Here is a 20,222-nt window from a genome sequence, read left to right on the forward strand (position 1 = left end):
CTATGGTTAAAAGATACTTACTGATCTGTGCTTTATTATTTTCCGTAACACAGCTTAAGGCACAGCAATACGGGCTGTTTAATACAAAAACACTCTTCGACGCTTTTGAAAATCCGGCCCAGAAAGCCTTCGTCCTCGATTCATCACGCCAGTTTGCTTCTAACTTTCTTCTGCCCTATTTCGGTTTAAATGCCGCAAACAAAGGAGATTCCAAATATGTGCTGAGCGACCTGATCAATCACAGCACCTACAATACCGATAACGTGCTGATCGGCAACAACAACCGGAACAAGCTTTTTCAGAGCTCCAATATCTACCTGCTCACCTTCAGGATGTTCCAGTCGTACAAGTACAACAAAGAGCTTGGATTTTCGTGGCAGGTACGGTCAGACGTTTTTGCCGATTACACCAATGAAACCCTGGTTGTTTTTGGCGATTATAACCGCTTTACAAACTCACAGACAGGATTGCTCAACAGCAACGGCTTTGGGCAGTCGTACCACCAGTTTAGCGTAACGTACCGAGAAAACCTGAATAAAAGACTTGCTTTTGGCGCTAAGCTGAGCTTACTGAGCGGCATCACCTATAACCAAATCAACGTTACAAATTCAAGCCTTACCATCAATCACGTAACGGATGACCTTACTGTAGGGCTGCAGGGCACTTACCGTTCTAACTTCCTGCGGGCAAAAGAACTGGATAGAAATTCATTCCTGCCCAATTTTAAAAACCCTGGTATGTCGGTAAGTTTGGGTACAACATACCAGGCCAAAAGCGGTATATTTATCATGGCCAACATCAAGGACCTTGGTTTTATCAAATGGAACAAGCAGTCGCACGATTTTAACGTCAACAGCGCCGTTACCGTTGGCAGGGAGACCATTGATCCTGACAATCCGGAATATATCAATACCAATACCCTTGAAGATGAGCTCAATGAGGTTTTCGTAAAATCAGACCGGCAGAAAGGTTTTTATACCGCCACCAATGCCAAAGCTGATTTCATGATCTCCAGGAAATATGATTTCTATACACCAAGCCTGATTGTTTCCAAAAACCTGTTTTACCAGGGTGGCGACGCTGCTTTTGTAAACACCTTTAAGCGCAACGAGTTTTCTGTCAGCCTGTCTCCTACTTATAATATGAACGGCTTTATGATGCTGGGCACACAGGGCATGTATCAAACACCAAATTTTGAGTTTTTCCTGGGAACGGACAACCTACTGAAATCGGCTGCTATTAAAAAAGTAGCAGTGGTAAATTCAGGCTATTATGGTGCATCATTTTATATGGGACTGGCTATCAAATTCGGGTTTGTAGTGGAACACCCGCAGAACAGCAGTTATATGCCTGGAGTAGGCGACGATACGCAAACCAGCTTTTTCAGAAGAATATTCAAGGTATTCCAGCACAAAGGCCGCGATTAGACTTTCTTCTTTGCCTGTGTGACTACAAAATCTTTCAGATAATAAGGCTCAAAATAAGCTACATCTTCAAAATCCTGCCTGCCAAAGGCCTCAAAGGCCAGCTGGCTCATGTGTGCAGCAGAATTAAACTGAACCGCTGAAAAGAGTGCATTCGGAGATACAATTGCATCACTGCATTTCATTGCCCCGTCGCCGATAAAGGTTACCTGCGTATGCTGCAGCTGCTCCTGATAAGAATCCCCGTCGATGATTTTGGCGGTTACAGGCAACACCTCATTCATATCCTGATCATACATAGCAGTAAACACCTCCATCCTTCTCGCATCAATCATCGGGCAAATGTAACCCTGGTAATCTTTGGCGGTATCCAGGAAACCTTTAGCCATCATCTGCAGGGTATTTACTGCAATCAGCGGCTTATCTACAGCAAAGCAAATTCCTTTGGCAGTAGATACCCCAATCCGTAAACCGGTATAAGAGCCCGGGCCTTTGCTCACGGCAATTGCGTCCAGGTTTGCATAAGCCATTCCGGCAAGCTGCATGACCTCATCTATAAACAGCGTAAGGCTTCCCGCATGGATATTTTGGGCAGCAAGTTCTTTTAAAGCGATCGTTTCGCCGTTGAGAGAGAGCGCAGCCGAACATGTTGATGTAGCTGTTTCGATTTGGAGTATGGTAGCCATTGCAGCAAATATAAACTTAAAATTCAGGGAACAGGATCATGGCCGTGCGCGCCCCATGGATGGCAGCGGCCAATTCGTTTAAGGGTAAGCCATCCGCCTTTAAAGGGGCCGTGTTTTTTGATGGCCTCAATGCCGTACTGCGAACAGGTAGGTGTAAAACGGCAGCTTGATCCCAGCAGCGGGGATATAAACCATTGATAAAACTTAATCAATGCTAAGAAGAACCAGCCGATTGCACGTTTAATCAGTTCCATCGGCCTGTACAGTTACAATCAGTTTTTTAAATGCGTTGGCTAGTTTCTTTTCAAAGAAAGCATATTCGTAATGTTCTTTACCAATAAACTGTATTGAAAGCAGCAGTGTCTGGTCTTCGTGGTTCAGCAGGGGATAAAGATCAGTAGCTTTGTGTAAACGATAAGCTTCACGCGTCCTGCGCTTGATCAGGTTCCTGTCATGCGCACGTTTAAACCTTTTTTTAGACACATTGATCACTACCTGTGCAGGAAAAGCACTTTTACCAGGTACAAATAAATATGACAGGCGGAAGGGATACAATAAAAAAGAAGAACCGTTCTTAAACAACAGGTCTAATGATTTCCTGCTGCATAACCGTTCTTCTTTGATAAATGTTTTCATGTTTTTGATCGCATATTCGCAGACATAATGATCTGCCGGCACTTAACGTGCAGCAATCAAAATTATGCTTTGTGACGACGTTCGTCAGACACTGATAATTTTCTTCTTCCTTTTGCGCGGCGGGAAGCTAATACTCTTCTACCGTTTGCTGTAGCCATTCTTTCGCGGAAGCCGTGTTTGTTTCTTCTCTTTCTTTGCGAAGGTTGGAATGTTCTTTTCATAACTGTATGATATCTTAACTATTATTTTTTTAAATAAGAGGTGCAAATATAGCGCGATTTTTTCTTAATTGCAAATAGATTCAGCAAAGTTTCTGTTTTTATCCATTCTTTATTTGAAGCTACATTCCCAGTGCAGCTTTGAGCTTAATATATCCCGTTTTACTCACCGGGAGCCAAATATCTGACTTTAAAAGCACTATATAACTATCTTTCTCCTTCAATTCGATTTTACTTACCTGGGCAAGGTTAATCAGGTAAGAGCGGTGGATGCGGATAAACTGTTCACTATCCAGTGTCTTTTCAAAAAAACTCATCGTTTTATTTTTATAGAAATGCCCCTCGGTAGTACTCATTTTTACATGGTCATCATCGGCCTCAAAATAATGGATATCGTTTACAGGGATGATCTTGATCACTCCGTTTGTTTTTACCACCACCCTGTGCTGCTGCGCAGGGCTCATACCGGCAGTTTCCAGCAACTCTTCTGTCGGCTCTGCCTGTTTCAGCCTGGCAGGGATCTTATGCATCGCCTGGTCAAACCTCTCCTGCTCTATTGGCTTCAGCAGATAATCTGCAGCATTAACCTCAAATGCCTTAATGGCGTACTCATCAAAGGCAGTGGTAAATATGACAGCAGGCGGGTCTTCCACAAGTTCGAGCATTTCAAAACCATTGATCTTAGGCATCTGGATATCCAGGAAGATAAAATCCGGTTTCAGCTGGCTGATTGCCTTTAAGCCCTCAAAACCATCACTGCACTCGGCCACAATCTCAACATCAGGAAAACTTTTCAGATAATGTTTAACCACATCTCTTGCTAAAGGTTCATCATCAATAAGTATTGTTCTGATCATATTTCTGTGGTATTTTAAGGGTCGTTAAATAAATATTATCATCCAGTATGGTAGTCTGCAGCAAATTACTGTCTGCAAAAAGCAAATATAACCTTCTTCTGATGGCAGACAAACCAAAACCTGTACCACCTGCGGCTTTCATCTCCGGATCAAACGGATTTTTTACGCTGATGTGGAGCAGATTGTGCTCTACTTTTAAATGCACCGAGATCAGTATGGCCGCGGATGTGTTGTAGAGCCCAAATTTGATGGCATTTTCTACAATAGGCTGCAGCAGGGTGCCGGGCAAACAAAGTCCCAGCGTATCCTCATCAATGTTGATGTCAAGGTTTAAGCGGTGACTAAACCTCACTTTTTCGATATCAAGATACAGCTGGATATATTCCATCTCTTCTTCCACGCTCACCCATACCTCGTCGTCCCTTTTCAGTGTGCCCCGTAAAAAAGAAGCCAGCTTGGTAATCATCGTACCTGCTTCTTTGGGATTAACTATCGTCAGCGCATAAACAGAGTTCAGGCTATTGAATAAAAAATGGGGCTGCAACTGGTGCCTCAGCTTATTCAACTCCGCTTCCTTGGCCAGGTTCTCTGCGGTATGCAGGCGCTGCTGCGTTTCTGACTGTTCCTCCAGTTTGTACCAGAGCACATTGGCAAAGGCACACCAGGCCAGGAACACAAATAAAACGATTGACCTGAAAGGCATAGAAACATCAAGGAAACTCCGGTAAGTCTGGTAACGGATAAAGATGGTACTGAGCACATAGGTGCTCAAAAAAGATACCGCTACCGATAATACGATAGCCAGCACGATCACAAACAGCACAATTTCCTGTTTGGGCTGATAAAACCTGAGGATCGTACCTACCACCAGGCAGGACAGGGCAAGTAATGTATTGGTGATTAAACTGTCAGCTACTGAAGCATACCAGTTAAAATTGAGCGTATAATAAAAAAGCAGGACGAATGCTACGATCCAGGCAATATAGAGCATTGCTCCTGCTTTTTGTACGCTTTTGCTTAATAAAGGGTTATTGGCCACAGTTTTAGGTTTAATAGTTTCTGATATCCACCCCGCCCATAATCGCTACGCCCGTTATTCTGATCACTTTCTCTGGTGCTCCACTTGCCGGAACAATAGACCTTTTATCGTCTACACTCCCAAATATCGGGGTAAGCTCATTTTTTACCACCCATGTTGGCGGGATCACAATCTTTACTCCGCCAAATATCGCCACCACATCTATCGTTACCGTCCCCTCAAAATCGGCCTGACTAAAGATCAGGTCGCATCCCCCAAATACACTTACCACATCGCCGCCTTTAAAGTTTTTGGTGATGATCTGTTGTTTGCTACCGCCAAATATGTTGAGAGAATCAATATAATCGTTTTCGGGGCTGCCTGCTGCATCTGCATCAGGCTTATCCTCTATGTTGAAATCCAACGGTTTTTTTTTCCAGTTGAGTTTGTTGCGGCCCCCGGCTGTCAGGATGAAATATAAACCCAGGATCACAAACCATCCTGCAAGATAATAATCAGACATGTCCAGTCCGATGATATCTTCCAGGGTAAAGATTCCCCCGATCACTGCCATCACCATCCAGGCACCACCAGTAAAATTACGCCTGTACCCGATAAGTAATCCTATCGCCAGTAAAATCGTATGCCAGCTAAATACCCAGTGAGGTACGCCTATTCCAAAGTTATTTAAGAAAAATATCAAACCAAGAACTAAAAGGATCAGTCCGCCGCCTAGTCTGTTTGAGTGTTTGTTGGTGTTATTATAAGTTTTCATTACCGTAAAATTTTCATCTAAACTAGGACATAACAGCAGATTTCTAAATACCCCTCTGTTCATACAGCGGTAAAACCCCGGTAAACACCATTTTTTTGCCGGTGAAAAATTATGTGTTAATTTGCCATATGATATATGCAATTTCCCCGGCTGTAAAAAGGCAGTGCCTCTCTATTTTTATACTTGTTAATATCCTGTTTTTCCCTCAATTATTGTCGGCACAGCGGCCCGACAGCGGGGCCGGTTCATCCTGGCAGGTCATTGATACTAAAACAGGTAAAAATATAAGTACAGATGAGCTGGTGCAGCATCTTAAAAAAGTTGATGTGCTTGTTTTTGGCGAAGAACATAACGATTCTGCCGGTCACCTGGCAGAGGCCGAAATTCTGGGGAAGATGATCCTGGCCTACCCTCCTGCGGCCTTGTCCCTGGAGATGTTCAGCACAGACGTGCAACCAGTGATCAATGAATATCTTCTGGGCCTCATCTCTGAGAAGAATTTTATCAAAGAAGCAAAGGCATGGCCTAACTACAAAGACTATAGACCATTGATAGAGCTGGCAAAATCTACGCATAGCGATGTGATTGGCACCAATGCCGCAACGCGTTACAGCAATGCGGTGTCAATGGCGGGACTGGCCCGGCTTAAGGAATTTCCTGAGGCGTCCAAATCCTTTCTGCCGCCCCTGCCTGTGGATACGGCTACCGGAAGATACCATGACAAGTTTATCGAAACCCTTGGCGGGCATGATATGGGAAGCATGAAGATCTATCAGACACAAAACCTCTGGGATGCTTCGATGGCCTGGTCTATCGCAAAATATACAAAGTTAAACCCGGGAAAGAAAGTATTGCAGATCAATGGAAGGTTCCACAGTGATGAAAAACTGGGGCTGATTGCACAACTAAAAAAGTATGCGCCTAAGCTTTCTGTACTGAATATATCCTGTTTCCCGGCTGAGAGCGCTGACGCAAAGGATACAGCAAAATATGCAGGACTGGCAGATTATGTAATCATAACCAGTCCTTCAAAAGCCAATTAATATTATACAGTTCTTGTTTTCAGCAGATCCCTGATCTCGGTCAGCAGTGTTTCTTCTTTTGTTGGTGCCGGTGCGGCCTTAGGTGCCTCTTCTTCTTTACGTTTCATTGCATTGATGGCTTTAACCATTAAAAAGATAATAAACGCAAGGATGATAAAATTGATCACTTCGGTTGCAAAATTACCCCAGGCAAATACCGGCCCTGCTTTTTTTGCATCTTCGAGAGAAGCGTTTGGATTGGCGGCCACAAAATCTTTAACTTTTGCATTCAGCGGAATATAAAAGTTGGTAAAGCCCTTGTCGCCAATCAATAAACTTATAGGAGGCATAATCAGATCATTCACCATTGAGGTCACAATCTTACCAAATGCCCCTCCAATAATTACCCCTACGGCCAGGTCTACTACATTGCCCTTTACGGCAAACTCCTTAAATTCTTTAACGAAACTCATAATGCAAATTTTATTTAATGTTCAATACCACTTATACAATAAACTTAGAGAAAGATATTTTGTTTAATCCTATATATTCCCAAAAGCTATAAAATAGTTTTAATAGCCCTGCCAAAAATTTTATACTATTTATCCGGCTGCTATATCAATAAAAATATAAACTTTATTATAAAAAATGGTTGTTTTATCGAAAAAATAGCGTCAATTACAATAATAGCCTTAAGTGTATAGTTTATATCTAAACCAAATGCTTATTTTTGAAACGGGTCAAAATACCTTTTCTACACAACATGCTTAAACAACATTTACAACAAAAATTACTTCAAAAATTATCCCCTCAGCAAATTCAATTTATCAAATTGCTGCAGGTCCCTACTGTTTCCCTTGATACCCGTATAAAAGAAGAGTTAGAAGAAAACCCAGCGCTCGAAGACCCAAGTTTAATGATCGCTGAGGAACCCAAAGGAGAATATGACGACCTGAATGATACTCCCGAAGATTTTGACGGAGGTTCTAAAGAAGAAAGTATAGATGAGTTTAATGTAGATGATTATTTACAGGACGACGCTGGTAACGACTACAGTACCTCATATAATAACAGCGATGACGACGATGAAAAGAAAGAGACGCCCATCGCCATTGAAAGCACATTTTTTGAAAGTTTACAGGAACAGCTGGACCTTGTTCCGCTGTCCGACCAGGATTTTATCATAGGTAAACAGATCATCGGCAGCCTGGACGACGATGGTTATCTCAGAAGACCGATCACCTCTATGATAGACGACCTTGCTTTTTCACAAAATGCAATGGTTGAAGAAGAGGATGTCCTGGAAATGCTGAAAGTGATCCAAAGCTTTGACCCTCCTGGAATTGCCGCACGTGATCTGCAGGAATGTTTAACTCTGCAACTGCGCAGAAAAGACGCTGCTAACCCGATTATCCAAAAGGCGATCATGATCGTTGAGAATTATCTTGATGAGTTCACCCGCAAACATTATGATAAACTGGAGAAATCGCTGGGGCTAAACAGCGAAGACCTGAAGGAAATCATCGCGGAGATCCTTCGTCTTAATCCCAAACCCGGTGATTCAAACCAGGTAACAACAAAACAATTACAGGTAATCCCTGATTTTCATATCTCCAATAATGATTCTGTACTGATCCTTACGCTCAATTCAAAGAATGCGCCTGAGCTTAGGGTAAGCCGTTCTTACATTGATATGTTTGAGCATTATGACAAAGCTGCACAGAAAGACAAGAAATTAAAAGAGGCAGTACAGTTTGTAAAACAAAAGCTGGATTCTGCTAAATGGTTTATTGACGCCATTAAACAGCGCCAGCAGACTTTGTTAAAAACGATGAATGCGATTATGCAGTACCAATATGAGTACCTGCTTACAGGAGATGAACGCAAAATGCGCCCGATGATCCTTAAAGATATTGCTGATAAGATTGATATGGATATCTCTACCGTTTCAAGGGTAGCCAATTCCAAATATGTGCAGACAGAATTTGGGACTTTCCTGTTAAAATCGTTTTTCTCTGAAGCTATCCAGACCGAGAGCGGCGAAGAAGTTTCCAATAAAGAAGTGAAAAAAATTCTTGAAGATTGTATCGGCAACGAAGACAAACGCAAGCCGCTGGCTGATGAGAAGCTCACAGAGATCTTAAAAGATCAGGGGTATAACATTGCAAGGAGAACTGTAGCGAAATACAGGGAGCAAATGAATATTCCGGTTGCAAGACTGAGAAAAGAACTTTAATTAATTACCATAATATAAAAATGCCAATGGAATCGGGTTCCATTGGCATTTTTTTTTACCGTTCAATTGAATAAGAATATGGAAACCTGAGGTAAGCGCAGCGCATTTCAGACGGCAACGAGCTCCATACTCCGCTTATTGACCTGGAGTTTTGCGTTACTCACCTGGCTGACTGTTTCTGCAAGCTGGGCTCTCTCATTATCCAGCTGTAAATCAGGCAGTTAATTTCTAACAAGTCGCTCCGATGGGTTAAAATGAAGAATTTGTGACCTGCATCAAAAATAAATATATATATTTAACAGCTTATTGTAGTCGTGATTACTATATTTGCGACAACAATAAACCAAATCATCATGAGAAAATTAGATTTTGCCTCTTTGCAAGTAAGAGATTTAGAAGTTTCAAAAAACTTTTATACCAATAAACTGGGCTTTGAACTATCAGAAGCAACAAATCCGGCCGCTTGTATTTTCAGCTACAACAAAGGTGAGGCTAGTTTTGCTATCAGAAAGCCAATAGGCGATTTGGATGGTAAAGAACTGGGTGCAGGTGTATCGCTCTGGTTTGCGATAGATGGAACTATTGAAGACTTACAGGCAGCGCTTTTAGAAAAGAACGTTGACCTGGCGGGCCCTATCCAGGTTACCCCTTTTGGAAAAGCTGTTACCGCAAAAGATCCGGATGGATACAATATCACATTTTTGCAGGCAAACTAATCAGCTACAGGAGATGAACGCAGATCAGATAAATAAGAGCAGATGATAAATAAAGATATTGAGTTCCATTTCAAAAGCCCGGAAGATAGCCCCGGTTATCTTTTGGGCCAGTTGACCATGTTATGGCAGCGAAAACAAAAGCGCGTGCTGGATCCTTTAGACCTTACCCAAACACAATTTGTATTATTGGCCGCACTTGCCTGGCTTTCAAAGACAAACGATGCAGTAACCCAAATTGACATTGCCAATCAGGGCAATGCAGACAGGATGATGGTATCAAAGGTGCTGCGCACCCTGGAAGAGAAAAAGTTTGTGACAAGAAAAGAGCATAAGACAGACAGCAGGGCCAAAACTATTACATTAACCCAATCGGGAGCTGGGATACTACAAAAAGCACTGGCAGCTATTGAAAAGGCAGACATTGAATTTTTCTCACAACCCGGTCTGGATCTTCCGGCATTAAATACGGCGATGTCCAAACTGATCATTAACAACAAGGAAGACTAAATGAAAAAAAACACCCTCAGTCAGGGCGTTTTTTTTTGAAATCATTATGGGTTTGATGAAAATATCGAAGCACTGGCAACCAGTGCACGGCGGTTCATCTTCAACATATCCCGCACCCACTCGGCAAAGTCTTCAGGCTGCAAAACCTTATCTGTATCACCGTCGGTAAGCCCGCCCTGAATACTCATATCAGTAGCGATGGTACTTGGGGTCAGCGTAATTACACGGATATTCTGCTTTCTCCATTCTGCCATCATTGACTGGGAAAGCGAGATTACAGCTGCCTTTGATGCGGCATAAGCCGACATGGTACTGCCGCCTTTTAATCCCGCTGTCGAGGCAATGTTTACGATATCCCCCTCGCCCTTCGCTTTCAGGTGAGGAAATACTGCCATAGCTGCATAGTATACACCGAATAAATTGGTGCGAAAAACCTGTTCCCACTTCTGTGAAGGCATACTTTCCAGTGTTCCGAAATCCCCTATACCCGCATTATTGATCAATATATCAACGCCGCCTAGTTCAGTAACAAGCTGGTTTATTCCGGTTTTGACTTCCTCTTCAGCCCCTATATCAAAAACGGCATATGCAGCTTTAACACCTATACCTCTGATTTCTTCGACTGTTGCTTTCAGGTTTTCTTCATTTCGGCCCGTAATGCCAATATCGATGCCTTCCAAAGCCAATTGTAACGCTACGGCTTTTCCCAGTCCGCGCCCGCCACCCGTAATGATGGCGGCCTTTCCTTTTAATGAGATCATAATAACTGTTTTTTATCCGGGTCAAATTTCCAGTATTTATCCCAATATAAGTTGCAACAATATTATAACTATTACAGCAAATTTTCTTTACTGGGGAGCAAGCTGGGTTGTTATAGCCATCCTGTTCCAGCCATTGATCGTAATAATTGCGATCATCACCTGCGCCAGCTGGTGCTCATCAAAAAATGATCTTGCTTTTTGATATGTAGCATCAGAAACACCACCGTTTGTAATTAATGTCATTTCCTCGGTTAAAGCCAAAACAGCTCTCTCCTCTTCAGTGTAAAGTGCGCCAGCTTCCCTCCAGGCATTCAGCAAATAAATTCTTTGCTCCGTTTCGCCTTGTTTACGTGCATCTTTCGTGTGCATATTGATACAAAATGCGCAGCCATTAATTTGGGAAGCCCTGATTTTGATCAGCTCTTTTAATGTTTTGCTGATGGCAGTGCCTGCCAGATAGTTTTCCAGGCCCAGCAGTGCTTTATAAGCTGCCGGTTCAATTTCTGCGATGTTGATTCTTGTTTCCATTACTCTGATTATTTAAATGATAATCAAAGATAAAGGGGATCCAGGCCCGGAAACTTAAGCTGGTTTAAGAAATGAAATCATCATTGTTTTTTCCTCAGCTCACTTACATATTCCGGTGTCAGACCCAAATAAGAGGCCAGCATATACTGAGGAATACGTTGAACGAAATCGGGAAATGAAGTCACAAACTGACGGTAATTTTCTTCTTTGGAATATACATGAAAAAATTTAACCCGCATCTGTGATGCCGCATAAGCGCGCTGCATCATAATCATAAAATAGCGTTCCAGCTGGGGCAGCTGTGCCAGCAACTGGTCCTGCTTGTGATATTCAATGGCAATGATTGCTGAAGCCTCAACCGACTGGATATAAAAATGAGAACCGGCCTGTTTCATTAAGCTCATGTGGTCAGCTATCCACCAGTTTTCCAGCGCAAACTGAGTGTTTTGTTCAACCCCTTTGTTATTGATAAAAAACATCCTGAGCAAGCCTTGTTCCACAAAATAATTGGCCTTGCAGACCTGACCTTCTTTTAGCAGAAACTCTTTCTTTGCCAGGTTCAAGGGCTTCACACCAGACAAAAGCAGGTCAACCTCATCGTCGTTCAGTGAAATGTATTTTTTAAGATGAGCAATGAAATTCTGATACATGTATAGTGTGATTTAACAATACAAACTTACAAGTATTAAAGTATACTCACTCAGACCTGAGCGAATTGAAGCATTATTTAAACGGCATCCATACCAGCAAGCTCCTTTTCAAGCCGATCCATGTTCTCTTCATTTTTATCCTCCACAAAGGGCCTTATTTTGTTACATTCCTTCTCAGTTTCAAAAATTTGTCTGGAAATAATTCTGGTTTGGCCAGGGCCCAACTCCTCAAATGTTACAATTACCCGGAACAAGGGTTGCGAATAACGTTTCCATGCAATCAGCGATGGATATTCAAGATCAGTGAATTCACAGGAATTCACGTAGTTACCTTTTTCAGGTCCGTGCATGACAAAATTCCATTTACCGCCTTCCTTAAATTCAAACTCATGAAAGGTATTGGTAAAACCAGCGGGGCCCCACCAGATTTTTAAATGATTTGGATCTGACCATGCTTTATAAGCATTTGCCCTCGGAGCATTTACTGTCCTGATCGTTACAATCTCGCAATGCGGATCAATTGGTTCGTAAACTTTCATCATGATATATTTTAAGCATCTGGTATTTGTGGCTCAACCAGCCTGATCAGTTTTTCAAGTGACTCCTGCCAACCCAGATAACACATCTCTACAGGTATCATAGCAGGAATATTTTCCTGCAATACTTTCAGGGATGTACCAACTGATGTTTTTTCGAACCAAATGGTATTGACCATGGTACCAGGCAGATTTGAATCGTCAAACTTGTCGGTATATTTTAACAGTTCATTCGGTATTACTTCTAAATATTCGCCACCAAATGCCTGGTTCTTCCCTGTACTGAAATTTTGGAAAGACATTTTAAATGTTCCGCCTGTTTTTACATCCATATCATGAACTGTCGCAATAAAGCCATAAGGCGGTATCCATGAAGCGAGCGCAAGGGCTTCGGTGAAAGCACGGTATACTTTTTCAGGAGATGCCTTAATAATTCTGTGTAATGAAACGCTGTTGCCTGACATAAACTATTTTTTGTTTCTAATTAAAACTTGCTTAACAAATATGCAGGTAATAACGAATAACCTGCAGGGGTGTTTGCGACAACTTAAAGGGAATATGCGACAAAATCATGAAGAAATACTTTCCTGAGTGTTAGAAGTCAGCCATCAATTTATTGCTCAGCAGAAAAAGCCGTTATCTCATATTATGGTATCTTTATTGTATAAATTTCACCGGACAAAAACATTCATTATGGGAGTATATGAGAGTCTAACAGATTTTTATCAATCGAGATCAATACCTACATTCCTTGAACTGGATTCCAAAATTAATCACTACGATGTTTCTAAGCTCGAAGAAAGCGGCTTTACGAATCCAAGACCTGCAAGATATTGTAGAAGGGACTTTTTTAAGATCGCCCTGATCCGCGGTCACAACCGTTGTCATTATGCAAATAAAAGCATAGAGATCTATGGGTCAGCGCTCTTATTTTTCAGCCCCTATATTCCTTACACCTGGGAACCCCTGTCAGACGAGAATGGCTACTTTTGCATATTTAAAGAGTCCTTTTTTAGTGAAGGCTTTAAAGCAGATATCAATAATTTCGCGATGTTCAAACCGGGTGGAAATGCATACTACAATCTAAATGAGCAACAGGACACACAAGTAAGCATGGTATTCGAAAGGATGCTTCAGGAGAAAGAATCCAATTATCATTTGAAACAGGATTTATCAAGAAGCTATGTAAGTGAACTCATTCATGCTGCATTAAAACTTGAGCCCAACTCAGACGTGTTTAATCACAAAAATGCCAGTGAACGACTCACTGCTGTGTTTTTTGAGCTTCTTCACCGTCAGTTTCAAACGGATGGAACCGTTAATGAGGCATTGCTGAAAACACCTAAAGAATATGCAGATACGTTGTGTGTTCATGTAAATTACCTCAACCATACACTTAAGCAAACCACAGGAAAAACGACAACGGAACTTATTCAAAACAAGATTATCAGCGAAGCACAGTCATTATTGAAATTAACTCATCTGAATATTTCAGAAATAGGCAATCTGTTAGGTTTCAGCGATCCGTCGCATTTTTTTATATTTTTCAAAAAAAGAACTGGCTGTTCCCCATCATCATTTCGCATGTCGGGCAACTAAACCACAACAACCCGCAAAAGCCATTGCGGGTTGTTGTCATATCATATTACTGGATTACCATGCTGATCCCTCCATCTGCCATCACCACAGATCCGACCATGAAACTCGCCCGGTCTGAGGCCAGGAATGACACGATTTCTGCAATTTCAGACGGATCTGCAGCTCTTTTAATCGGAGCTGCTTTACCATGGTCCGCCAGAAATTCGCGTCCATCCGTTCGTTGCTCATTGATCAGATTTGTCACTACATCCCCGACACCTATTGCATTTACCCTGATGCCATGTTCAATTCCCTCTGCCGCAGCCACCCTGGTTAATTGTGCAAGGGCCCCTTTTGATGCCGCATAAGCGCTTATGGTGGGAAAGACAAAGAAACTGGCATAAGAAGCAATGTTCACAATTGCGCCGCTTTTATTCGGGATCATCGCCTTCATGGCCTCCCTGGTATGTAAAAATGCACCCGTTACATTTGTGGCCATAATCAGGTCCCAGTCTTCGAGGGTTGTGTCCACTACTAGTTTATTTATAATCCTGCCGGCATTATTAACCAGAAGATCCAGTTTTCCAAAATATTCAACAGCCAGGTTTACAGCAAGTGATGCCGATTTTTCATCTGTTACATCGGCTACCAGCGTTATTATTCCAGGAAAGTCTTCTTCCAGTTGGGTCACATCCTCATTATAATCTTCAGCAAGTACTTTACATCCGCGCTGATACAAAAGTTTGGCTATCGCATGGCCAATTCCGCTGGCAGCTCCGGTAACAATAGCTACCTTTCCTGTCATCTCATTAGTTACAATGTTGTTTTCCATATTAATCTTATTTGTTAAGCACAAAATTACTATTGCATGTTAACAACAAATATGACAGATCAATCTGATTTTTGTATAATTCAAACTTTTAAACGGAGGCCTTTCATATTTATTTTCAATACTTACTTTCAATGCAATAATATCACAGTTATTTCGTCATTAAATAAATGATTGTAATACATAAAATATGAATAACTACGCATTCCTGGAAGAACTAAAAAACTTCTCTGTATCAGATGGTGAAGTTCTGTCACAGATTGCATTGCCAGATAATTCCCTTCATATGGTGTTTCATGAAGGGAACGAATTTGTGATGACCAGAAAAGGTACGGAAACGCAACTCTCCGGAAACTATTTGTGTGGACATTCGACTATAAGAAAGCATTTCAGCTTCACCAGAAACTGTGATATAAGTGTACTAAAGTTTAAACCAGCGGCCAATTATTTATTTCAGTCTAACTGTTCCGATGCCATAGATGAGCATGTCAGTCTAAGTGATTTTTTACCGGATAGACTATCATTTTCCCTGGAATCTGATCTGCTCAGCAGAGAGGAGAAAATTAAGGCCCTGCTTAACTTTCTAAATCAGCAGCAGCATTCTCAAAAATATAGCCCTGGGATGTTCCATGCAATCAACCGCATTGAACAGTGTAATGGCAACCTGCGTGTAAATAACCTTGCTGATGAAATGGGTTACAGCAGAAGAAACCTGGAGAGAAGGTTCAAAGAATTTACCGGAATTACAATCAAAAAATTCATCAACAATACGCGTTTTCAGTATGCATTTAACCTTCTCCGGCAGGGTATACAGTCACCTGATATCGTTTATTCCTGCGGCTATTTCGATCAAACCCATTTCATAGATGAGTTCAGGGAAACTACCGGAGTGACGCCAGGTCAGTTCGCAAAAAAGGGATTAGCCGAAAATTATTTTATAAGCATACCAAATCCGCTGTAAACCCATCAGATTAATTCTGCTTGTCACAATTTTCCTATTTTCCGGCAAATTTTCTCATGTTTTTTGTAAAAAACAATTACTTAAAACCATGAATGAAAATCAAATGGAAAAATCTGTTAATGAGCTTAAGCAGAGTCTTCAGGGTAAAGTTTTACAGCGAGCCGATGAGGGTTATGATGAAGCTAAAGCAATCTGGAATGGAGCGGTCACTGTTTTGCCTGCGCTCATTATCATTCCGGAAACTGCAAAAGATGTACAGGCAGCGGTATTATATGCCGGAAAAAATAATCTGCCATTGTCAGTTTTAGGAGGCGGACATGACTGGGCAGGTCGTGCACTCAATCAGGATGGCGTATTGATTAGTCTCCGCAAATTAAAAACAATACAAATAGATGCAGATGCAAAAATTGCGCAGGTAGGCGGAGGAGTAATTTCCCGGGAACTTATCGCCGCCGCAGATCCTTATGATCTGGTTGCCGTAACCGGAACCATGGATGTTGTAGGTTTCGCCGGGCTCACGCTGGGCGGAGGATATGGACCCCTAAGTCCTTCCTATGGCCTGGCCCTGGATAACCTTCTTGGTGTTGAAATAGTTTTACATGATGGGTCACTGGTAAATGCTAACGCAAATGAAAATGCGGATTTGTTCTGGGCGCTCAGGGGTGGCGGTGGAAATTTCGGAGTGGTGACCTCAATGCAGGTGAAACTTCATCCGGCTAAGTCTATAGTTGCAGGAATGATGTTTTTTCCTTTTGACCAGGCTAATAAGGTGTTGCGAAGCTATAATAAATTTATACAGTCTGCTCCAGATGAACTGTCTATACAGGCAGGGATCGTTTCTGGTCCCGACCAGATCCCATTGCTATACCTTTTACCAACCTGGTATGGAGAGACCAATGAGGGTAAAAAGCAAATAGCAGCCATAGAAAAATTCGGTACACCAGTGATGACACAAATTGCACCTATGCGATACAAGGAAGTGATTGCCCTATTTGATGAGCACGTAGGCACTGGCTTTCCCTGTGAGATTCAAACGCGCTGGCTGTCAGACTTAAACGATCATGCTCTCGAAAAGATTATAACTGCGGGTGCTGAAAAAACTTCATCTATGTCAGCAATTATCATCAGTCATTTTCGGGGGGCCGCAGCGCGGGTAAACTTAACAGATACAGCCTTCGGATTGCGTAAGCCTCACTTTATGCTCGAGTTTGTTGCTGTGTGGGAGAAACAGGACAGCACAAATGGGCAAATTCATCAGCAATGGGTCCGTGACCTTTCTGCTTCGCTCATCACTGATGCCCTTGCCGGCGGCTACCCTAACATTCTGGGGCCGGATGAACATCAGCAAATCTCAAAAGCTTATGGAGAAAACCTGGAGCGGCTGCAGCAGATCAAAAGCAAATATGATCCTTCAAATATGTTTAAAGCAATCTCTATTCCTTTTTCAAAATAACATCATCCGTTTTGTAATGGATAACAACACGCAGTGTTATTTTTGAAGGAGATTGCGTTTAACACGGCTCAGGGTATCTTTGGTTATACCCAGGTAAGAAGCGATGATATGCTGCGGAAACCTTTCCAGCAGCCTGGGATGACATTCGGCAAAATCAGTATATTTTTTTTCTGCTGTAGCACTTATAGATGAGGTTAACCTCCGCTGGTTGGCAATGTGATTGCGCTCATCAAGCTGGCGCATCATTTCACTTACCAGCGGTACTTTCCTCAGCAGTTCAAGCATATTGGCCCTGCTAACCAAAAGCATCTCGGTATCTTCCCATGCATCGATGGTATACAGGCTCGGCGTACCACTTACCCAGCTTTCCCGGTCGCCCATCCACCATCCTTCTACTCCAAGCCGTACGATGTGTTCCGTTCCCTTGTCATCTTCTGAATATTGACGCATGGCTCCTTTAACGATAAATGCAAAATTTTTGCACTGTTCACCTGCCAGCAACAGGCATTGTCTTTTTTTAAGTTTAAACGGGATGAAAGCCTGCTGGAACAGCATCTTTTCCTCATCTGAAAGAGGGGGACAATCAAATCTATTCAGGTACCCGAAAAAAGTCTCATACATATTCATCCCGCGTATCTTGTAAATATTTAGTATTATTTAATATTATCGCAACTATCAGTAATATTTTAAACAAAGGTATAATTAAATACGGATTTTTTCCAGCACATCGCGGTCAGGAAAATTTATCTTACTGATTTTCAAAATCTTAAGGTCAGCCAAAATGCACAGCCTGAAGCTTTAAATAGATTGTGTAGTAGTACCTCTGTCAGAAGGTAGACAATTGTCTACTTTTTTTTTAGACCTAAGTCATCTTTCTGTTCCTGCCCTGTTCCTCACCTTTGCTTTTGTAAACAACAATTGTTGCTCCGCTAAATACTGGCTGCAGCCAGTTTCATTTTAAATTTAATAATTAATTTATAAAACGATAAACATTATGTCAAAAAATCTAAAAAGAGGCCTTGAAGCCTTGCTGACCCCAGAAAACAGTATTTTAGTATTAATCGATCACCAACCCTTCCAATTCACCAACCTCAACAGCCATGAGCCTACGATGGTGATCAATGCGGTAACAGGCCTTTCCAAGGCAGCTAAAATTTTTAACGTGCCCACTATCCTCACCACGGTTATAGAAGAACGCGGAGGTCTGATCATCAAACAGATCCAGGATGTTTTCCCAGAACAGAAACCCATCAACCGTACCTTTATCAATACCTGGCAGGATCCTGCAGTTACAGACATTGTAGCCGCCAGTGGCCGCAAGCAACTGATCATTGCCGGCCTGTGGACAGAGGTTTGCGTGGCTATGCCAGCAATCCAGGCAGCAGCCGAAGGTTATGATGTATTCGTGGTAACAGACGCTTCTGGTTCAGTGTCAAAAGAAGCCCACGATATGGCCATACGCCGTATGGTAGCGCATGGTATAACGCCGATCAACTGGCTGGCTGTTACTTCGGAATGGCAGCGTGACTGGGCGCGTGTAGAGACCGCAGGACTGGCATCTGGCCTGATGATGGAGCATGCCGGTGCAAGCGGAATAGCTTATGCCTGGGAAGTGCAGCTGTTAAACACCCCTGTAGAAGCCCAATAATCAAAAGAACTGCAACATCCTGAACAACTTGGGATGTTGCATTTTTCAACTGATCATCCATACAACTAAAATATGACCAACCAAGAAGCCCTCATGATGGAAGATAATCTTAACCAGGTTTGGAATGAAAGAGATCCGGACCTTAGGTTGAAAGCCATCCATAGGATTTACAGCGCAACGGCTACCCTCAACCATGTTGGAGACCAGGTAAGCGGTTTTGATGCGATCAATGCCAGCGTATCGGCCACACAAAAGGCCCTGCCTCCAAATTTTGTATTTAGCAGGCTCAAACCAGTAATCATCAATAACAGTATTGGCAGGCTGATTTGGGGAGCAGGACCCATCGGTGAGTCTCCTGTTGCAACAGGAATGGACATTGCACATTTTGAGAACGGCAAGATCAGGTCACTGTATGTCTTTCTCGAAAAATAAAATAAAACCAAATATATAACCATCAGTAAAATGACAAATAAAGAAATTGTATCAAAGGCGATGAAGGAGTTTTTTGCAGACCGCGATATCACCGCCATAGAACGCTACTGGCATGAAGATTATGTGCAGCACAATCCCTCAATGATCAGCGGCCATCAGGGTTTGAGGGATATCCTTCAGTACATCGAACCAGGCTTTAAGTGGGAACCCGGTATTTTCATAGAGTCAAATGACCTCGTTCTGGCGCATAGCCATGTACATGGCTGGGGGCCATCGCCACTGATCGTGGTTGATATTTTCAGGTTCGAGAAGGGCAGGATAGCAGAACACTGGGATGTAGTACAGTCAGAAGTGCCTGCCGAAAAAACAGCAAGCGGGAATGCGATGACCTCATTTAACATAATAAATTCCGGAAGATGAAAAATAATTTAACAGGCAACAGGTTCCTGGCTGATCTGGGGGATTTTAAGTCAGAACTCTTTTTTGAGTCTGATGATACACTGATCTTCAGGATCGCCGATGGCGGCGGACCGGCAGACCCGGGGCATACCGAGAAAGTACAAATTGCAATCGCTGAGATAAGGCCCCAGGTCTATATGATTGCCTGGAAGGAAGCTACAGGCGCAACTGTAACACATGTTGAAGACCATGAAAATGGGATTCTCTACAGTAACGCGACATTGCCAGACGGTAACTTTTACACGATGAAGGGAACAATCAGCCCTTTAAAAGATCATATCAAATGAGCTAA

The 20,222-nt window shown here is 42.4% G+C and carries 27 protein-coding genes; 12 read left to right on the forward strand and 15 right to left on the reverse strand.

What is annotated here, in order from left to right; all coding sequences use genetic code 11:
• Window positions 1-2 precede the first annotated feature (2 nt).
• A complete protein-coding gene (locus FN831_RS01905; RefSeq protein WP_142526491.1) occupies window positions 3-1,427 on the forward strand; it encodes a DUF5723 family protein in 1,425 nt (474 codons plus the stop codon).
• Here the strand turns inward: FN831_RS01905 and tsaB are convergent.
• The 7 genes from tsaB to FN831_RS01940 all read right to left on the reverse strand — a co-directional run bounded on the left by tsaB (window position 1,424) and on the right by FN831_RS01940 (window position 5,614).
• Window positions 1,424-2,110 (reverse strand): tRNA (adenosine(37)-N6)-threonylcarbamoyltransferase complex dimerization subunit type 1 TsaB, encoded by a 687-nt coding sequence (gene tsaB, locus FN831_RS01910; protein WP_142526492.1) that lies wholly within the window; start codon window positions 2,108-2,110, stop codon window positions 1,424-1,426. The genes FN831_RS01905 and tsaB overlap by 4 nt on opposite strands.
• A 23-nt stretch (window positions 2,111-2,133) precedes the next feature.
• Window positions 2,134-2,364 carry a membrane protein insertion efficiency factor YidD gene (yidD, locus tag FN831_RS01915; RefSeq protein ID WP_142526493.1) on the reverse strand — a complete coding sequence of 77 codons (231 nt, stop codon included), beginning with the start codon at window positions 2,362-2,364 and terminating at the stop codon, window positions 2,134-2,136.
• Window positions 2,351-2,746: a ribonuclease P protein component gene (locus tag FN831_RS01920; protein WP_142526494.1), complete on the reverse strand. Its 396-nt coding sequence runs from the start codon at window positions 2,744-2,746 to the stop codon at window positions 2,351-2,353. The genes yidD and FN831_RS01920 overlap by 14 nt, the downstream gene beginning before the upstream one ends.
• 62 nt (window positions 2,747-2,808) lie before the next feature.
• Window positions 2,809-2,967 (reverse strand): 50S ribosomal protein L34, encoded by a 159-nt coding sequence (gene rpmH, locus FN831_RS01925; protein ID WP_083251894.1) that lies wholly within the window; start codon window positions 2,965-2,967, stop codon window positions 2,809-2,811.
• A gap of 119 nt (window positions 2,968-3,086) precedes the next feature.
• On the reverse strand, window positions 3,087-3,821 hold the full coding sequence (locus FN831_RS01930; protein ID WP_142526495.1) for a LytR/AlgR family response regulator transcription factor: 735 nt from the start codon (window positions 3,819-3,821) through the stop codon (window positions 3,087-3,089).
• A complete protein-coding gene (locus FN831_RS01935) occupies window positions 3,799-4,860 on the reverse strand; it encodes a sensor histidine kinase (protein WP_246101293.1) in 1,062 nt (353 codons plus the stop codon). Before FN831_RS01935 ends, FN831_RS01930 begins: the two co-directional genes overlap by 23 nt.
• A 10-nt stretch (window positions 4,861-4,870) precedes the next feature.
• On the reverse strand, window positions 4,871-5,614 hold the full coding sequence (locus FN831_RS01940; RefSeq protein ID WP_142526496.1) for a LiaF transmembrane domain-containing protein: 744 nt from the start codon (window positions 5,612-5,614) through the stop codon (window positions 4,871-4,873).
• A gap of 128 nt (window positions 5,615-5,742) precedes the next feature.
• Between FN831_RS01940 and FN831_RS01945 the strand changes: the two genes are divergently transcribed.
• A complete protein-coding gene (locus FN831_RS01945; RefSeq protein ID WP_142526497.1) occupies window positions 5,743-6,657 on the forward strand; it encodes a ChaN family lipoprotein in 915 nt (304 codons plus the stop codon).
• Window positions 6,658-6,659: 2 nt separating this feature from the next.
• On the opposite strand, the gene mscL is transcribed toward FN831_RS01945, so the two are convergent.
• On the reverse strand, window positions 6,660-7,109 hold the full coding sequence (mscL, locus tag FN831_RS01950) for a large conductance mechanosensitive channel protein MscL (protein ID WP_142526498.1): 450 nt from the start codon (window positions 7,107-7,109) through the stop codon (window positions 6,660-6,662).
• A gap of 290 nt (window positions 7,110-7,399) precedes the next feature.
• On the opposite strand from mscL, the gene rpoN reads away from it, so the two are divergent.
• The 3 genes from rpoN to FN831_RS01965 all read left to right on the forward strand — a co-directional run bounded on the left by rpoN (window position 7,400) and on the right by FN831_RS01965 (window position 10,095).
• Window positions 7,400-8,872 carry an RNA polymerase factor sigma-54 gene (rpoN, locus tag FN831_RS01955; protein ID WP_142526499.1) on the forward strand — a complete coding sequence of 491 codons (1,473 nt, stop codon included), beginning with the start codon at window positions 7,400-7,402 and terminating at the stop codon, window positions 8,870-8,872.
• Between the two features lie 353 nt (window positions 8,873-9,225).
• Window positions 9,226-9,588: a VOC family protein gene (locus FN831_RS01960; RefSeq protein WP_142526500.1), complete on the forward strand. Its 363-nt coding sequence runs from the start codon at window positions 9,226-9,228 to the stop codon at window positions 9,586-9,588.
• 42 nt (window positions 9,589-9,630) lie between these two features.
• Window positions 9,631-10,095, forward strand: coding sequence for a MarR family winged helix-turn-helix transcriptional regulator (locus FN831_RS01965; RefSeq protein ID WP_142526501.1), 465 nt, complete (start codon window positions 9,631-9,633; stop codon window positions 10,093-10,095).
• Window positions 10,096-10,139: 44 nt separating this feature from the next.
• On the opposite strand, the gene FN831_RS01970 is transcribed toward FN831_RS01965, so the two are convergent.
• The 5 genes from FN831_RS01970 to FN831_RS01990 all read right to left on the reverse strand — a co-directional run bounded on the left by FN831_RS01970 (window position 10,140) and on the right by FN831_RS01990 (window position 13,034).
• On the reverse strand, window positions 10,140-10,856 hold the full coding sequence (locus FN831_RS01970) for a 3-ketoacyl-ACP reductase (protein WP_142526502.1): 717 nt from the start codon (window positions 10,854-10,856) through the stop codon (window positions 10,140-10,142).
• Between the two features lie 87 nt (window positions 10,857-10,943).
• On the reverse strand, window positions 10,944-11,384 hold the full coding sequence (locus FN831_RS01975; protein ID WP_142526503.1) for a carboxymuconolactone decarboxylase family protein: 441 nt from the start codon (window positions 11,382-11,384) through the stop codon (window positions 10,944-10,946).
• An 80-nt stretch (window positions 11,385-11,464) separates the two neighbouring features.
• Entirely contained in the window at window positions 11,465-12,034 is a 570-nt protein-coding gene (locus FN831_RS01980; protein ID WP_142526504.1) for a Crp/Fnr family transcriptional regulator, read from the reverse strand.
• A gap of 77 nt (window positions 12,035-12,111) precedes the next feature.
• Window positions 12,112-12,576 (reverse strand): SRPBCC family protein, encoded by a 465-nt coding sequence (locus FN831_RS01985; protein WP_142526505.1) that lies wholly within the window; start codon window positions 12,574-12,576, stop codon window positions 12,112-12,114.
• 8 nt (window positions 12,577-12,584) lie between these two features.
• Window positions 12,585-13,034 carry an SRPBCC family protein gene (locus FN831_RS01990; protein WP_142526506.1) on the reverse strand — a complete coding sequence of 150 codons (450 nt, stop codon included), beginning with the start codon at window positions 13,032-13,034 and terminating at the stop codon, window positions 12,585-12,587.
• Between the two features lie 229 nt (window positions 13,035-13,263).
• Here FN831_RS01990 and FN831_RS01995 point away from each other — a divergent pair, with 229 nt between their 5' ends.
• Window positions 13,264-14,169 (forward strand): helix-turn-helix domain-containing protein, encoded by a 906-nt coding sequence (locus FN831_RS01995; protein WP_142526507.1) that lies wholly within the window; start codon window positions 13,264-13,266, stop codon window positions 14,167-14,169.
• Between the two features lie 46 nt (window positions 14,170-14,215).
• On the opposite strand, the gene FN831_RS02000 is transcribed toward FN831_RS01995, so the two are convergent.
• A complete protein-coding gene (locus FN831_RS02000) occupies window positions 14,216-14,980 on the reverse strand; it encodes an SDR family NAD(P)-dependent oxidoreductase (RefSeq protein ID WP_142526508.1) in 765 nt (254 codons plus the stop codon).
• 187 nt (window positions 14,981-15,167) lie between these two features.
• Between FN831_RS02000 and FN831_RS02005 the strand changes: the two genes are divergently transcribed.
• Complete coding sequence (locus tag FN831_RS02005) at window positions 15,168-15,938, forward strand: helix-turn-helix transcriptional regulator (protein ID WP_142526509.1); 771 nt, start codon at window positions 15,168-15,170, stop codon at window positions 15,936-15,938.
• Window positions 15,939-16,026: 88 nt separating this feature from the next.
• Complete coding sequence (locus tag FN831_RS02010; protein ID WP_142526510.1) at window positions 16,027-17,391, forward strand: FAD-binding oxidoreductase; 1,365 nt, start codon at window positions 16,027-16,029, stop codon at window positions 17,389-17,391.
• 36 nt (window positions 17,392-17,427) lie between these two features.
• On the opposite strand, the gene FN831_RS02015 is transcribed toward FN831_RS02010, so the two are convergent.
• Window positions 17,428-18,018 (reverse strand): Crp/Fnr family transcriptional regulator, encoded by a 591-nt coding sequence (locus tag FN831_RS02015; protein WP_246101295.1) that lies wholly within the window; start codon window positions 18,016-18,018, stop codon window positions 17,428-17,430.
• A 367-nt stretch (window positions 18,019-18,385) separates the two neighbouring features.
• On the opposite strand from FN831_RS02015, the gene FN831_RS02020 reads away from it, so the two are divergent.
• From FN831_RS02020 to FN831_RS02035, 4 genes are all read left to right on the forward strand, one after another.
• Window positions 18,386-19,039: a hydrolase gene (locus FN831_RS02020; protein WP_142526512.1), complete on the forward strand. Its 654-nt coding sequence runs from the start codon at window positions 18,386-18,388 to the stop codon at window positions 19,037-19,039.
• A gap of 72 nt (window positions 19,040-19,111) precedes the next feature.
• On the forward strand, window positions 19,112-19,471 hold the full coding sequence (locus FN831_RS02025) for a nuclear transport factor 2 family protein (protein ID WP_142526513.1): 360 nt from the start codon (window positions 19,112-19,114) through the stop codon (window positions 19,469-19,471).
• A 30-nt stretch (window positions 19,472-19,501) separates the two neighbouring features.
• A complete protein-coding gene (locus FN831_RS02030) occupies window positions 19,502-19,891 on the forward strand; it encodes a nuclear transport factor 2 family protein (protein ID WP_142526514.1) in 390 nt (129 codons plus the stop codon).
• On the forward strand, window positions 19,888-20,217 hold the full coding sequence (locus FN831_RS02035; RefSeq protein WP_142526515.1) for a phenolic acid decarboxylase: 330 nt from the start codon (window positions 19,888-19,890) through the stop codon (window positions 20,215-20,217). The genes FN831_RS02030 and FN831_RS02035 overlap by 4 nt, the downstream gene beginning before the upstream one ends.
• Window positions 20,218-20,222: the final 5 nt, after the last annotated feature.

Origin of the sequence: Pedobacter westerhofensis, assembly GCF_900182595.1 — a bacterium.
Classification (GTDB): domain Bacteria; phylum Bacteroidota; class Bacteroidia; order Sphingobacteriales; family Sphingobacteriaceae; genus Pedobacter; species Pedobacter westerhofensis.